A 15,285-nucleotide genomic window follows, 5' to 3' on the forward strand; every position below is an offset into this window, starting at 1 on the left:
TGTATGAAATAACTCGTTACTTTTTCTTGTGCCCTTCATAATGTCGAGCGCTATTTAAATGCAGCAAACAGTATTATCGCTAAATAGTTTTTATTTATTTTGATTAAAAATCAACCTCATAAGTTATATCCAAGTTAATGGATTGCACTAAGGGATAGTGTTATGAATAAAAAAGTTGTTCTTTGTTCTGTATTCATGTCAGCCGCGTTACTGAGCGGATGTGCTACAGAATCTTCGCGTACCGTAGAAACACAAAAAGTCTCTTCTTACAGTACGCCTTATCAGGGGGTTCGCAGCCCAATTTCCATCGGAAAATTTGAAAACCGTTCTAACTACATGAACGGTATTTTTTCTGATGGCGTTGACCGTTTAGGTAATCAATCCAAAACCATTCTTGCTAGCCATCTCCAGCAGAGCGGCCGATTTAATGTGCTGGATCGCACCAATATGGAAGAGCTGAAAGAGGAAGCGGGTATTAAAGGGCAAACGCAGACGTTGAAAGGCGCTAGCTATGTTGTTACTGGCGATGTGACCGAGTTTGGTCGCAAAGAAGTGGGTGATCATCAGCTGTGGGGCATCCTTGGTCGCGGTAAAACACAGGTTGCTTACGCAAAAACCACGTTGAATGTGGTGAACGTGCAAACGTCTGAAGTGGTGTATTCCGTACAGGGTGCGGGCGAATACACTTTGTCCAACCGTGAAATTATCGGTTTCGGCGGCACGGCCAGCTATGACTCGACGCTGAATGGTAAAGTCCTGGATTTGTCTATTCGTGAAGCTGTCAATAATCTGGTTGCAGGAATTGAAAGCGGTGCCTGGCGTCCGGCGAATTAATGGAATAGGAATATAACAATGTTTTCTTATAAGAAAATTGCTCTGCTACTGGCAGCGGCGGTATTGGCTGGTTGTGCGTCAGAGCCGAAAACGATTTACAGCTGGGATAAGTATCAACCTGCACTTTATGATTATTATCAACAAGATAAAGTTGGCCCGGAGCAGCAGATTCTTTCTCTGAATGAATCGATAGAAAAAGCAAAAGCCGCAAATAAACCCGTCCCGCCGGGTCTCCATGCTCAACTTGGGTTGCTGTACGCGAATACTGGCCGTGATAGCGAAGCTCGCCAACAGTTTGAAACTGAAAAAGCGAAATTCCCTGAGTCAGCACCTTTCATGGACTTCCTGTTGAGTAAAAATAAAGGGAATATTAAATGAATCGTTTCTTCGGATTATGTAGTCTGGTTTTTGCGCTTGTGCTGACTGGCTGTGCTAAACCCGTACCTTATGACTACTCTGCATTTAAGCAGAGCAAGCCAAGATCCATTCTGGTATTGCCGCCGGTTAACCATTCTCCTGATGTGAAAGCAAGCTATAGCCTGCTTTCACAGGTCACCTATCCGCTGGCAGAATCGGGTTATTACGTTTTGCCCGTTGCGGTAGTAGAAGAAACGTTCAAACAGAATGGTTTGTCCACCGCATCAGATATTCATGCGCTGAGTACGGCTAAGTTGCACCAAATCTTTGGTGCTGATGCCGCGTTGTATCTGGACGTGAAAGAGTACGGCACGTCATACATCGTGATTAACAGCGAAACCCGCGTTTCTGCGGATGCCCGTTTGGTTGATCTGCGCACTGGAAAATTGCTGTGGAGCGGAAGCGCAACGGCGTCCAGTAGCGAGCAACAAAACGCTGGCGGTGGCATTATCGGTATTCTGGTGCAGGCAGCAGTGAACCAAATTGCGGATACTATCTCTGACAAAGGCCACGATATTGCTGGCGTAACCAGCGCACGTTTGCTGGCGGCGGGCCAACCACGCGGTATGCTGTACGGGCCTCGTTCACTGCAATACGGTAAAGAAACCTACTAAATTACCTCATGCCGGTAGCTTAAGCTCCCGAAGCTTGTCGTTGAACGGATATTCAGGCGAAATATAAAGCACCTCACGATCATATCGTTGGTGCTTTCTTTTTTTCCACAAGAACGAAGAATTTGACATTTTCCCTGGTAAACGTCCGGAGTGAGAGAATTAAGCAACTGACTTTATCTGTATAAGTAGAGCCAGATCTCCCCCCTGGTAGTCAAGGGGAGAGAGTAGTGGCGATAATTTACTTTTGTAGCCAGTAGACGGCCTCAAATGGACGTAAGTTAACTTTGCCTGGCTTACCAGATGTATTCGGGTAGTTATTCATTAACACCTCCCCGTCACCAGAGAAACTCGTATCATTCCAGGATTGTTGCTGTGAACTGAGATTCGCAGCCACCACCAGCGTTTGCCCGTTCCACTGACGGCGATAGCACCACAGGGAAGGATGCTCCGGCAGGCAGTCGTGATAATCCCCGTGGGTGAATATCGCTTGTGCTTTACGCAGGGCAATCAGCTGCTGGTAGGTATAAAATACCGAGTCAGGGTCATCCAGGGCTGCGGCCGCGTTAATTTCCGGGTAGTTATGGCTGACATCAATCCACGGTGTACCGGTGGTGAACCCGGCATGTTCACCGGCATCCCACTGCATCGGTGTCCGGCTATTATCCCGTGATTTGCTGGCGAGAATAGCCAGCAAATCTTCAGCTGAATCACCTTCTGCGCTGCGTTTGGCAAAGATATTCAGGCTTTCGACATCGCGATACTCTTCGATGCTGCTGAAGTGAGGGTTAGTCATTCCCAGCTCTTCACCCTGATAGATATAAGGCGTTCCCTGCATACCATGCAGCACCATCGCCAGCATTTTCGCCGAGGTCACGCGTAACTCACCTTCATCCCCGAAACGGGAGACAATACGCGGCTGATCGTGGTTACACCAGAACAGGGCGTTCCAGGCAACGTTGTGCATCCCTTGCTGCCAGTAGCTGAACAAGCTTTTCAGTGCCACATAGTCAGGTTTTGCCAGCGTCCATTTTTCTCCACCCGGATAGTCAACTTTCAGATGGTGGAAGTTAAAGGTCATCGACAGTTCCCGGCCATCCAGTGCGCCATACTGCTGACAGTTTTCGAGCGTCGTTGAGGACATTTCACCGACCGTCATCAAACCGCGTGGAATAAAGACATCACGGCTGAATTCCTGCAAAAACTCATGAATCCGCGGGCCATCGGTATAAAAACGGCGTCCGTCTCCGCCATCGGTATCATTGGGGAAACGGGTATCTTTCGAGACCAGGTTAACCACGTCCAGGCGCAGGCCATCAACCCCACGGTCAGCCCAGAACTCACTGACTTCTTTTAGCGCGCGGCGTACCTGCTCATTTTCCCAGTTAAGATCGGCCTGTTCAGGAGCGAAGAGATGCAAATAGTACTGGTTGCTTTCGGCATGCCAGCCCCAGGCGTTGCCGCCAAATTTAGACTGCCAGTTATTGGGCAGTGTATCTGGCGTACCATCACGCCAGATATAGAACTGACGATAAGGGCTATTCACGTCCAGGGCGGACTTAAACCAGCTATGTTCAGTGGAAGTATGGTTGAACACCATATCAAGGATCAGGCGAATTCCCCGTTGATGCGCAGCCACAACGAGCTGGTCGAAGTCATCCATCGTGCCATAAGCGGGGTCGATGGCACAGTAATCAGCGACGTCATAACCATTATCAACCTGGGGTGAGAGGTAGAATGGTGTCAGCCAGATAGCATCGACTCCCAGTTTTTGCAGGTAATCAAGACGCTTAATCACTCCCTGGAGATCGCCCGTACCACGGCCGGTGGTATCCTGAAAGCTCTTGGGATAAATCTGGTAGATGACGCCTTGTTGCCACCAGGGAGATGTGTTGTTCATAGCGGATTCCTGAAAATAGAAGGAGGCAGGAACCCTGCCTCCGAAGAAAGGGATTAAGCGATATCGAGGGTGCCTGCACGCGCTTTGCGTTTATAAACGAAGGTGGTCAGGATGATAGGTACCACCACCGCGATAACAATTGCCACCGCATAAATCGCCCAGAAACGTGGCTGGATAGACAGAATACCAGGTAGGCCACCAACACCGATTCCGTTAGCCAGCACGCCGTTTAAACCGCACAGTAATCCGGCAATACCGGAACCTACCATCGCGCATAGCATCGGGAAGCGGTATTTCAGGTTAATACCGTACATCGCCGGTTCGGTTACGCCGAGATAGGCTGAAATGGCTGCCGGAACTGAAATCTCACGCTCATTCTTTTTACGGCTACAGATAATGATACCGACAACAGCAGAGGCCTGAGCAATGTTAGAGAGCGCGATTAATGGCCAGACCGGTGTGCCGCCCATGCTTTGCACCATCTGTAAATCAACTGCCAGGGTGGTCTGGTGAACGCCGGTAATGACCAACGGCGCATAGAGGAAACCAAACAGTGCGGCACCGACCGGAGCAAAACTACCTGTCATCAGGCTACGCACCAGGAAGGCAACGCCATCACCCACCATACGGCCGAACGGACCGATAAGCGCGTGAGCCAGGAAGACGGCAATAATCAGAGAACAGACAGGGACGATAACCAGATATAAGTAATCCGGTACGATACGTTTAAAGAATCTTTCGATATAGGCTAAAGCAATACCCGCCAGTAATGCCGGAATAACTTGAGCCTGGTAACCCACTTTTTCAATCGCAAACAGGCCAAAGTTCCAGACTTCTGGGATCTTGCTGCCAAGCTCATAGGCGTTCATTAATTGCGGAGAAACCAGGGTAATACCCAGTACAATCCCGAGAATCGGTGTGCCACCCAGTTTACGTACCGTAGACCAGCAGATGCCCACCGGCAGGTAGAAGAAGATAGCCTCGCCAATCAACCACAGGAAACTGTTCAGCCCTTCCAGTGAGGGATACATCTGGACCAGAGTCTGGCCGTCGCTCATCGGTAAATCACCGATGACATTACGGAAACCGAGGATCAAACCACCACTGATCAGCGCCGGGAGCAGAGGGAAGAAGATCTCTGCAAAGTGTGAGATCAGCTGCTCGTACCATTTCATATTCTGGCGGGCGGCGACTTTCACCTGCTCTTTGTCCTCAGAACTATGACCGGTAGTTTTTAGCAGTGCCTTGTAATAGTCATCGACATCAGTACCAATAACGACCTGAAACTGACCGGCATTGGTAAAGCAGCCTTTCACCATCGATAAGTCTTCAATTTCCTTGGGACGGGCATTTTCAGGATGATTGAGAACAAAACGCAGCCGGGTAATACAGTGCGTCACGGATGCGATATTGTCGCGACCACCGACTAACTCGATCAGTTTATCGATATCCTGCTGTTTGACTTTGCTCATATTGGCATCTCTAAGCGGGTAAGAAACATACATTAAGCTTAGCGGGTGATTCTGTTTTTAGGAACGGGAACGTTCCCAATTTCCAGCCAAGATCACATTAAAGGGATTTTTAACGCTTACTGGAGTTTGCTTGGGATCACTATCTGCTGTAATTCCTGTTGCTGGGAGATCTGGGCGATGAGCTGTAATGCTGCCCGGCCACCTGCTTCACCGTAGCCAGGATCAACGGTGATAATTTCCGGGTGCAAAAATGACATCAGTGGCGTATTGCCGACACTGGCGAGCTGGATATTATCCCGATTGTGCTGCTGCAAATATTTACTGGCCCCTAAGGCCAGTGTATCGGTTGCACAAACCAGGGCCGTGGTTCCAGGATTGAGCACTTCGGCTGCATGCTCATAGCCCTGCTTCATCGCAAGACCGGGCAGGGTGGCATGAGGTTCAATTTGATATTGCTGGCAAAAATCCAGGTAGGCCTGGTGACGACGGTAGCCGGTTGTGACATCCGCATGGGGGACACCCAGAAAGCTAATATGCCGATGACCACGCTCATATAATGCCGACATTAACAGGCGAATTGCGCCTTCATCGTCGTAACAGACGGAGGAAAACCCCGGAGCATCACGCGCCATTAGCACCAGCGATGGTTGCCAGGGTTCTAACATTTTTTCAGTAATGCCGGTAAAGCCAAACAGAATAACGCCATCAATATGACGTCGCTGTAAGATACCCAGATGCTCTGTCACTTTAGCGGGCGAAAACTGACTTTCCATCATAATCGGGTCGTAGCCCTCGGCGTAGAAGTGAGGCAGCATCGTTTGGACCGCCAGATTTTCAGACAGTGAATCAAGACGGGTAACAATAATCGCGACCACTTTATCACTCTGACCACGCATGGCACGCGCTGAACGGGAAGGCATAAAATTATGCTGCTGCATCACCGCTTCAATGCGCTCTCGGGTATCGGCATTGACGCCACTTTCATTATTGAGAACACGAGAGACGGTGGACTTGCCAAAGCCGCTCAAACGAGCAATATCTTTAATCGTAAGGCGGTTTTGCATGGTCATTTTCTCTTGTGTCTCATCAGATTTTATAGTCAAAACAAATTTATGCTCATCGCTAAAGCAAGGGCTGCTGCCTGTAAGCACAGAAAGCTGATGAGCCGGGATAGCCTATGTTATTCGGGGTAAAGAGTAAAAGATCTCGTAGCAGGAATTTTGTGTGTGTCACCCTCAGATTGATGGAGAATGATGAAATATTCTGAATTATTTGATCTATGTATCATAAAGAAGATTTTTTTTGTATTAACTTATACTGAGTAAACCCTTTACCTCATTTTCTTTTTCCTCTTCAACACAGGAAAAACTTTTCTTTGTACTCTCAAGCAAATGCTTCATTTATTTTGTATCTCCTGAACAGAATAGTTTTTTCATAAAATATCCGCGTTGAGGATCTCGATAGTTAAATATCTCAAGTATATATAATTTAAAGATATCTAAGATATATAACTTGCCACAGGATGGCCATCGAATCATATTTTATTATATATGAGGAAAGACTATGGCTGTTAACCATGAAGTTTCATATTTTGATAGTGTTCAATCCAATGTCATTGTTAATAATAAAGATAGGATACATTCATATTTAGTAGAAAGAGAGGGCGCATCATTTATAAAATTACATTTTGTTAATATAAAACTACCCGACAATTCCTATGTTGAGTTTCAATATGGTGAAAATATTATACAAAGAGAGTTTTTTTATCATACTGATCACGCGGATATTATTATCCCTGGCGAAAGGGTTAATATAAGAGTTGTTTTAACTAAAGTATTAAATCTGGATGGTGAATTTTCTTTTGAACTGAGTTCAGTTGAATATGATGATGACTCAAGAACCATTATTGGTCAGGATGAGCGAAGACCTTATATGTGTTTTGAGGGAACCGAGATGGCTGAACATGCTTTGGCCAGTGCGGCGGCAAGAATTGGTGGCTGGGGGTCTTGCTCACTCATTGGCAGTGAAAACCACGTGCTCACTAATCAGCATGTCACGATAAAAGATCCCGAGTTAACTTACGGTGAGATATGGTTTAACTGGTTTCATCAATCTTGTGACTCAATGTCTCCCGTCAATGAACCCGTTCGTTTAAAGCCTGGTAGCATGTTAAAGATGGGGCCTGGTAATGGTGATGATGATTATGCCTTATTGACGCTGGATGATTTTGATTATATCAATTCTAATGTGAAAGAATTATTTGGTGGGTTAGAACTCAGTGAAGAAAATCCGTATCCAGGAGAGAATATTTATATCCCTCAATATGGCAATGGCGGGCTTCGCCCGATGTATATTAGTGATATTAAAAATGGGGAATATGCCAGGATACTGAAGGTTGAGGAGTATCGGCTTTTTTATAATGCTGACTCTGCACCAGGGACATCAGGTTCTCCTGTTATATCAAGGGAAAGTAATCAACTTATTGGGCTCCATCGGGGATCAGATGGAGCTCGAAATATAGGCGTATCTGCTCAGAAATTGAACGATGAATTAGGGGCATTTATTAGTGACAATAATGAATCTATTATTGGATTAGGACAAGTCACCTCTTTTAATCTTGAATTAACCCCTTTTCATATACAGGGTAGTTTAATTCCCATAGATTTAGATAAAAAAGGTATTATCGTACCTTTTGATACTGTGGCAATCACTGATTATGACAGCTATTCACTGATTGAAGTGGAGGCCAGAGACGTTATCACAAATGAAGTCTTTCCATTCATATTTAAAGCCAGCCTGGTGAGTCAGGGTTATGAAACTAATATTAATGACAATAATGTAACTGGGGAGGTTTTTCTGAGAATATGTGATTTTGATATTACAAGTCTAATAAAATTCTGGTTTGCATTCAAAATTAATGATCCTATTAAAAATATAAGAAATTACGTTATCAGAACAGTATTGGATTTTTATGATCCTTATGATATTCCATTTGATATAGAAACTGCTCAGGTTTTAGATTTAAAAATTTGGAAAGATTATGGGTTAAGAGAAAGTTCAGTTTCTTATACTATCGAGGGATATGATAATTATGGATTTGTTGCTATTTATAATGGTCAGGGTCCGGTAGAGTTAACCAGTGCTGAATATGGCTATTCAGAAGTGAAAGCGCTCTTAAGGCACTCATCCGGCGACGAAATATTAGTTAACTTAAGAGGTGTTCGCAAAACCAATTGTTCTACACGGACCATGAATTCCACTATTACATGTCAGTCATCCAAAACATATTCTCAATTAATTTTGTCGTTCCATCCTGAAGATAATGAAGAGCTGAAATTCGACTGGGATGGCACTTACAGAGGGATTATTCCGCTACAGGGAAGACAACGTAAGAGTGATACAGCTTTTGAGAATATTTTAGTCAATGTGTGGTTGCGCGATCTTATTTCTGATTCTGAACCTGAAGATCGTAATCTGGTTTGATCTTACCTTTATTTTAAGGAGCTTGATGGTTAATTGTTCCAATTATCTATTTTGAAATCATTTGGTACCTATAACTTGCCACAGGAAGGCCGTCGGTCATATCTTTATTTAATTATATATATGAGGAGTTACTATGGCTGTTAACCATGAAGTTTCATATTGTGATAGTATTCAATCCAATATCATTGTTGATAATAAAGGCAAAATATATTCATATGTAGTAGAAAGAAAGGGGGCGTCATTTTTAAAATTATTTTTTGTAAATATAAAACTACCCGCCAATTCTTATGTTGAATTTCAATATGGAGAAAACTCTATACAGAGAGAGTTTTTTCATAACACTGAAAAAGTAGCGATTATTATTCCTGATGAGAGAGTGAATATTAGAGTTGTTTTAACAAAAGCAGTAAATTCAGATGATGTATTTTCTTTTGAGCTAAGCTCAGTTGAGTATGAAAATACAGAAGTATTTTCATCTTTTTTTAATGCTCGCTATATTTGTCATGACGGAACTGAAATAGGAGACAATGCTTTAGCCGCTGGAAGTATGATAGGTATGGAACCGTGGGTAAATTGTTCATTGATTGGTAGTGAAAATCATCTGCTAACGCATGCCAAAACCCTCTATGATGATCCTGATTTACAACATACTGAAATATGGCTTAACTATTTTCATCAATCTTGTAAGGGCGACTCACCAATTAATGAACCGGTTCGTTTAAAAGCCGGGAAAATATTAGAAATGAGTAATGGTATCGGTGGCAATCAGCCTTATGCATTATTAACGATAGATGAGTTTGATTATGAAAATTCTAATGTGAAAGAATTATTTGGTGGATTAAAAATTAGTGAAGAAACTCCGGCTGTAAACGATCGTATTTACATCCCTGAACATCGTACAAGTATGTATATTATTGATAGGCAATCTGTAGACATGCATGCTTATGTAGAACGCACTGGAGATGTCGTATCTTTCTCCGCTTGGATAAGTCCTCAATCGATCGGTTCTCCTGTAATATCATTAGAAAACAATGAAATCATTGCACTACATACCGGCACTCACTTTCATGACTTCATATATTGGGGGCCTTCCGGTAAGAAATTACTTTCAGAACTCGATTCATTTATTGATGATAGTAATGAATCTGTTATTGGTTTAGGAAATGTCACCTCTTTTAATCTTGAGTTAACAATTTTTGATACACTGGGCCGTTTAATACCTATCAACTTAGATAAAAAAGGTGTCATCTTACCTTTTGATACCGTGGCAATCACGGATTATGACAGCTACTCACTTATTGAAGTTGAAGCCATCGACCTTATTACCGATGAAGTATTCCCCCTGACATTTAAAGCTAGCCTGGTGGATGGTGACTATCAAACTAACATTCATGATAATAATATAACTGGTGAGGTTTTTCTAAAAATATATGGTTTTGATCTTGAACTCGACAGGTTAGTCAAATTCTGGTTAACATTCAAAGTGAGTGATCCTATTAATAATATCAGGAATTATGTTATCAGAGCCGTCTTAGATTATTATGATCCTCATGATAGTGTATTTAATATGAGTGCTGATGTTGATAGTGTTGAGGTTTTAAATTTAAATATTTGGAAAAATGATCAGCTAAGAAAAAGCTCAGTTTCTTATACTATCGAAGGTATTGATACTTATGGTTTTGTCGCTTTTTATAACGGGCAAGGACCTGTAGATTTAATTCATGGTGAGTATGGTTATTCTGAAGTAAAAGTATTTCTAAAAAATGCCTCTAATGATGAAGTATTAGTTTATTTGCGAGGGGAGCGCCAAACAGCCTGTACTACACGGACGATGAATTCCAGTGTTGGGTGTGGGGATCCCCATAAATTCTCTCGATTAGTTTTGTCATTCCACCCTGAAGATAATGAACATCTGAAATACCATCAGAGTGGTCTTTATATCGGAGTCATTCCACTACAGGCAAGACGATGGGGAAGTAATACAGGTTTTGAGGATATTCAAGTCAATGTAATTTTACGCGATCTTATACTTGATTCTGAACCTGAAAATATTAATCCAAGCTGATCTTCTGGTAGTGTGAGATCTTAAGATATCCCTCAGTGTCAGGAGTGCATGACACTGAGGGTTGAATACGCTGATTTATACTAACGGCGTACAGCGATAGCTTCGATTTCGATCTTCACATCTTTTGGCAGGCGAGCCACTTCAACGCAAGAACGCGCCGGGAAAGTTGCCTTATGCTCGGTGAAGAACGCTTCATAGGTTGCGTTGACGGTAGCGAAGTCATTCAGGTCTTTCACAAAAACGGTCGTTTTTACGATATCGCCTACTTTCAGACCGGCAGCTTCAACAATCGCTTTCACGTTTTCCAGCGACTGACGTGCCTGAGCTGAGACGTCGTCAGGTACAGTACCGGTTTTTGGATCAACCGGGATCTGGCCGGAAGTGATAATCATACTACCCAGATCAACACCCTGAACATAAGGACCAATCGCGGCTGGGGCATTTTCAGTGCTAATAATGTGAGACATTTTTCTTCCTCAGTTGGCAGGTCAGGCAGACGGTAGGTATCTGCCGGAATAAACAGGAAATAGGCCTGTGCCCGTCATACTTCAAGTTTCCTGGGTGTTGCTGGCGTCCAGACCGCCGAATCACATAGTTTATCTATGCTCATCGACGGCCTGAACTTGGCGCCTACAGGCAACTCGAATTATTTTGGATATACGCAGCTAATGTGATTCAGGAATACGGAATGCCGGGTTCTTAGCATCGTAGTTGCTCAATGTCAGTGATCCCCCACCAACAACTGCTTTGCCCTGTACAGGGTGGTTTCCGCTACTCTCAACAAAAGCGGCTAGCCAGCACATAATAGACACGTTTCTTTATCATTTCTTGACCACCTTTTATCAATGGCAGATTATGAGTTTGGATGATTGTGGTTAGATTTCAATGTTCTTTAGTTTGTCAGGTTTTTAAGGTTATTAAATAGATAAATTATTAAAAAGACTGTTATACGCTTCTGGAGAATTCTGTTTCTTGAACACTATTCAATTAGCTCGATATGTCATTGGATTGACATGGATATACCACGGTCTATTTCCCAAGTTATTACAAATTGCTCCGCTTGAGCAGGCAATAACGGGGAATTTAGGATTTTCTGAAGAGATCACTTATCTATTGATTAAAGGCGCTGGCGTTAGTGAAGTTATATTTGGTGTAGTTTTTATCTGGTTATACAGGATCAAAGTCGTGCAGCTGCTTAACCTGGCAGGTTTGACTGGATTGTTGGCGTTTGCTGCTATTATGACTCCGAATATATTATTGGAAGCGTTTAATCCTGTTACAACAAATATCCCACTGATGGTTCTCGGGTATTTGTTATTGCAGCAAACGGGTTCAGATCATGCCGTCGGGAATTTTTGAATGCTTATTTATTTGAATCAGTCAGTCAGGCCAGAGAAATGTCCTGATTCTGGCAGCAAGATTATAGCCTGAATCGTACCCATGAAAGTCTGGGGCATCTTGCCCCGGAGATATAGAGAAAACAGCTAGAAAACTTTAATCAGGTTTGTCTCAGGAAATCGGGGAGTGGACAGCATAAAGTATCCCTCAATGTTAGAACAGCTTAACACTGAGGGTTAGAGACAAGTCGTATCAAAATCAGCGTATTAGGCTGATTAGCGACGCACCGCAATCGCTTCGATTTCGATCTTCACATCTTTTGGCAGGCGAGCCACCTCAACGCAAGAACGCGCCGGGAAAGTTGCCTTATGCTCGGTGAAGAACGCTTCATAGGTTGCGTTGACGGTAGCGAAGTCATTCAGGTCTTTCACAAAAACGGTCGTTTTTACGATATCGCCTACTTTCAGACCGGCAGCTTCAACAATCGCTTTCACGTTTTCCAGCGACTGGCGTGCCTGAGCTGAGACGTCGTCAGGTACAGTACCGGTTTTTGGATCAACCGGGATCTGGCCGGAAGTGATAATCATACTACCCAGATCAACACCCTGAACATAAGGACCAATCGCGGCTGGGGCATTTTCAGTGCTAATAATGTGAGACATTTTTCTTCCTCAGTTGGCAGGTCAGGCAGACGGTAGGTCGTCTGCCGGAATAACAGGCCTGTGGCCTGTTTAGAAATCGCCGTTATTATAGGGAATGATAGCGCATTATTGTTAGTGATAGATCAAGCTGCCAGCACGACATGATGGGCAAACTCTTTCTCACAGTATTTACACTTAAGGCTGATCTTTTCTGCGCGCTTTTCCACCGTGAAGTAGGAAGAAACCGGTTCATTGCGGCTGATACAGTTACTGTTCGGGCAGATAAGCACATTTTCGATGAACTTAGGCATGCTTGGGCGGCTTTTACCCACTACTTCATAATTATCAATACGGTTTACCGTTGCTTCTGGCGCATACAACGCCAGTTGGTTAACCTGGTCATCAGTCAGAAAGGTATTTTCTATTTTGATTAAGTCTTTACGGCCTTGCTCGCGAGAAGGCAGATTCAGGCCGATGGTGATGCGCTGGTCGGTTTTGGTCAGTTTGAATAAGGTCAGCAGTTTAAAACCAACCTGAGCCGGAATATGATCGATAACAGTTCCGCGTTTGATAGCTTCAACTTGCAATTTATTATCATGTGTCATTTTTCTGTCCTCTTACTTAAACCAGTTCGCGATTCAACACCAGGGCGAGCAATGCCTGGCGGGCAAAAATACCGTTACCTGCTTGCTGGAAATACCAGGCATGCGGGGTTTTATCCACATCAGTGGTTATCTCATCAACACGCGGCAGCGGATGCAGCACTTTCATATTGTCGCGTGCACCTGCCAGATCTGCCGCCCGCAGGATAAACTGGGCTTTAACGTTGGCATATTCTGAAGGGTCAAGACGTTCTTTCTGGACGCGAGTCATATAGAGAATATCCAGCGATTCAACCACTTCATCAATCGCATGGTGGCAGCTCCAGGTGATGCCTTTTTCATCCAGCATATCGGTAATATACTGCGGCATTGACAGGGCATCAGGGGCAATAAAGTAGAAGCGGTTGCCAGAGAACTTGGCCAGCGCCTGAGCCAGAGAGTGCACCGTACGACCGTATTTTAAATCGCCTACCATAGCAATATTCAGGTTCTCAAGGCGGCCCTGAGTCTCCTGAATGGTAAACAGGTCCAGCAGCGTTTGGGTCGGGTGCTGATTCGCGCCATCGCCCGCATTGATAACCGGGATATCACCGGCAAATTCCGTCGCCAGACGCGCGGCACCTTCTTGCGGATAGCGCATCACAATCGCATCCACATAAGTTCCGATAACCGAAATGGTATCTGCCAGCGTTTCCCCTTTTTTACCCAGTGAGGTATTACCACTATCAGAAAAACCCACTACAGAAGCGCCCAGGCGATGAATGGCGGTCTCAAAAGAGAGGCGAGTACGGGTCGAGGCTTCAAAGAAGCAGCTGGCGATTACCTTGTACTTAAGCAACTCTGGCTGTGGATTCGCTTTTAATTTTGCAGCGGTAGCCAGAACCAGCTCGAGCTCATCGCGACTGAGATCATTAATGGAAATGATGTGTTTCTTATAAAGTGGATTTGTCATATTTCTCTCCTGTTCTCGAGTCTCGAGCGATGGACAAAAAAAAGCCCCTCAATGAGGGGCTTTAGAAATTTGAATAGGCAACGGGAGGAAAAACGCCACGGCAACATCGGCAGTTTCTCGATGTAGTGTAGTAGTCTGATAGAGACAATGGCGCATGCTTCCTCCTGGCAAATTGTGGCGCATTATACGCGGGTGTTTTTGCACTGCAATAGATTTAATCAGACTTTTTTTACCGATAGCAATCGGTTGCTATAACCAGAAGTACTGAACTTTGGCTTATTCTGTTAAACGGCCTCTGACATTACAAATACACCTGAAAGTGAAGATTTCACCGCATGACCTGCTGTTGTGAGTTTAACTTCTGCAAGTCTGTGATTTTTTTATCATCTTATGATCTGCGTCTCTGGTCGCCAGACAAATAACCACGCTAGACTTAACATCTTAAAACAGCGTTTTAAATAAAGAGGACATCATGATCATTGGTAATATCCATGCTCTGCAAGACTGGCTGCCGGTAGAACTGCGTCAGGCAATTGAACACGTAAAAGCGCATGTCACTCCGGAAACTCCCGTCGGCAAGCATGATATTGATGGCAATAACATCTTTATGCTGATTTCTGAGGACAGCACTGAACTTCTGGCTGCGCGTAAAGCGGAATATCACGCCCGTTATCTGGATATTCAAATTGTTTTGCGTGGTCAGGAAGGTATGGTATTCAGCTGCTTGCCAGCCGGAAAATCGGATACTGAACGCCTGGAAGACTGGGACATTGCTTTCCTGCCTGCTGGCGAGCAAGAAAAAAGCGTTGTCTTAAACGAAGGTGACTTCGTGGTCTTCTATCCAGGAGAAGTACATAAGCCCCTGGTTGCCGTGGGCGAGCCTGCTATCGTGCGCAAAGTCGTGGTTAAAGTTAAGCAAAACTAATTCCATAGCCTGCACAGAGTCCTCTCCCGCAGGAGAGGACCCGGA

At 44.3% G+C, this 15,285-nt stretch carries 15 protein-coding genes and 1 pseudogene; 8 read left to right on the forward strand and 8 right to left on the reverse strand.

All coding sequences use genetic code 11. The features are described 5' to 3' along the window. The first annotated feature begins 162 nt into the window (after nt 1-162). The 3 genes from M2387_RS19230 to M2387_RS19240 are packed head-to-tail and all read left to right on the forward strand — an operon-like array spanning nt 163 to nt 1,865. Entirely contained in the window at nt 163-834 is a 672-nt protein-coding gene (locus M2387_RS19230; protein WP_259051765.1) for a CsgG/HfaB family protein, read from the forward strand. An 18-nt stretch (nt 835-852) separates the two neighbouring features. Further along, nucleotides 853-1,212, forward strand: coding sequence for a DUF4810 domain-containing protein (locus M2387_RS19235; RefSeq protein ID WP_259051766.1), 360 nt, complete (start codon nt 853-855; stop codon nt 1,210-1,212). Then, nucleotides 1,209-1,865, forward strand: coding sequence for a DUF799 domain-containing protein (locus tag M2387_RS19240; protein ID WP_259051767.1), 657 nt, complete (start codon nt 1,209-1,211; stop codon nt 1,863-1,865). Before M2387_RS19235 ends, M2387_RS19240 begins: the two co-directional genes overlap by 4 nt. A 238-nt stretch (nt 1,866-2,103) precedes the next feature. Here M2387_RS19240 and treC read toward each other — a convergent pair whose 3' ends face one another. The 3 genes from treC to treR form a co-directional block, all read right to left on the reverse strand. Further along, nucleotides 2,104-3,762: an alpha,alpha-phosphotrehalase gene (treC, locus tag M2387_RS19245; RefSeq protein ID WP_259051769.1), complete on the reverse strand. Its 1,659-nt coding sequence runs from the start codon at nt 3,760-3,762 to the stop codon at nt 2,104-2,106. A 53-nt stretch (nt 3,763-3,815) separates the two neighbouring features. Then, a complete protein-coding gene (gene treB / locus M2387_RS19250; RefSeq protein WP_259051770.1) occupies nt 3,816-5,234 on the reverse strand; it encodes a PTS trehalose transporter subunit IIBC in 1,419 nt (472 codons plus the stop codon). A 116-nt stretch (nt 5,235-5,350) separates the two neighbouring features. Then, nucleotides 5,351-6,298 (reverse strand): trehalose operon repressor TreR, encoded by a 948-nt coding sequence (treR, locus tag M2387_RS19255; RefSeq protein ID WP_259051773.1) that lies wholly within the window; start codon nt 6,296-6,298, stop codon nt 5,351-5,353. A 499-nt stretch (nt 6,299-6,797) separates the two neighbouring features. Between treR and M2387_RS19260 the strand changes: the two genes are divergently transcribed. Then, nucleotides 6,798-8,717: a trypsin-like serine peptidase gene (locus tag M2387_RS19260; RefSeq protein WP_259051775.1), complete on the forward strand. Its 1,920-nt coding sequence runs from the start codon at nt 6,798-6,800 to the stop codon at nt 8,715-8,717. A gap of 133 nt (nt 8,718-8,850) precedes the next feature. Further along, nucleotides 8,851-10,782 (forward strand): hypothetical protein, encoded by a 1,932-nt coding sequence (locus M2387_RS19265; protein ID WP_259051778.1) that lies wholly within the window; start codon nt 8,851-8,853, stop codon nt 10,780-10,782. Nucleotides 10,783-10,862: 80 nt separating this feature from the next. Here M2387_RS19265 and ridA (M2387_RS19270) read toward each other — a convergent pair whose 3' ends face one another. Together ridA (M2387_RS19270) and M2387_RS19275 are read right to left on the reverse strand one after the other, a co-directional pair. After that, nucleotides 10,863-11,249: a 2-iminobutanoate/2-iminopropanoate deaminase gene (ridA, locus tag M2387_RS19270; RefSeq protein ID WP_259051781.1), complete on the reverse strand. Its 387-nt coding sequence runs from the start codon at nt 11,247-11,249 to the stop codon at nt 10,863-10,865. Between the two features lie 198 nt (nt 11,250-11,447). Further along, complete coding sequence (locus M2387_RS19275) at nt 11,448-11,594, reverse strand: hypothetical protein (protein WP_259051783.1); 147 nt, start codon at nt 11,592-11,594, stop codon at nt 11,448-11,450. A gap of 196 nt (nt 11,595-11,790) precedes the next feature. Here M2387_RS19275 and M2387_RS19280 point away from each other — a divergent pair, with 196 nt between their 5' ends. Further along, nucleotides 11,791-12,141, forward strand: a complete 351-nt coding sequence (locus tag M2387_RS19280) for a DoxX-like family protein (protein ID WP_259051992.1) — start codon at nt 11,791-11,793, stop codon at nt 12,139-12,141. Further along, a pseudogene (locus M2387_RS19285) lies at nt 12,120-12,257 on the forward strand (integrase core domain-containing protein); the annotation flags it as partial. The gene M2387_RS19280 and the pseudogene M2387_RS19285, both read left to right, overlap by 22 nt. A 138-nt stretch (nt 12,258-12,395) precedes the next feature. Here M2387_RS19285 and ridA (M2387_RS19290) read toward each other — a convergent pair. The 3 genes from ridA (M2387_RS19290) to pyrB all read right to left on the reverse strand — a co-directional run bounded on the left by ridA (M2387_RS19290) (nt 12,396) and on the right by pyrB (nt 14,315). Next, complete coding sequence (ridA, locus tag M2387_RS19290; RefSeq protein ID WP_259051781.1) at nt 12,396-12,782, reverse strand: 2-iminobutanoate/2-iminopropanoate deaminase; 387 nt, start codon at nt 12,780-12,782, stop codon at nt 12,396-12,398. Nucleotides 12,783-12,904: 122 nt separating this feature from the next. Then, nucleotides 12,905-13,366: an aspartate carbamoyltransferase regulatory subunit gene (pyrI, locus tag M2387_RS19295; RefSeq protein WP_259051785.1), complete on the reverse strand. Its 462-nt coding sequence runs from the start codon at nt 13,364-13,366 to the stop codon at nt 12,905-12,907. Nucleotides 13,367-13,382: 16 nt separating this feature from the next. After that, nucleotides 13,383-14,315, reverse strand: coding sequence for an aspartate carbamoyltransferase (pyrB, locus tag M2387_RS19300; protein WP_259051790.1), 933 nt, complete (start codon nt 14,313-14,315; stop codon nt 13,383-13,385). A 472-nt stretch (nt 14,316-14,787) separates the two neighbouring features. Between pyrB and M2387_RS19305 the strand changes: the two genes are divergently transcribed. Then, a complete protein-coding gene (locus tag M2387_RS19305; RefSeq protein WP_259051794.1) occupies nt 14,788-15,240 on the forward strand; it encodes a YhcH/YjgK/YiaL family protein in 453 nt (150 codons plus the stop codon). Nucleotides 15,241-15,285 lie beyond the last annotated feature (45 nt).

The sequence above is a fragment of the Klebsiella sp. BIGb0407 genome, assembly GCF_024807845.1.
Taxonomy (GTDB): domain Bacteria; phylum Pseudomonadota; class Gammaproteobacteria; order Enterobacterales; family Enterobacteriaceae; genus JGM124.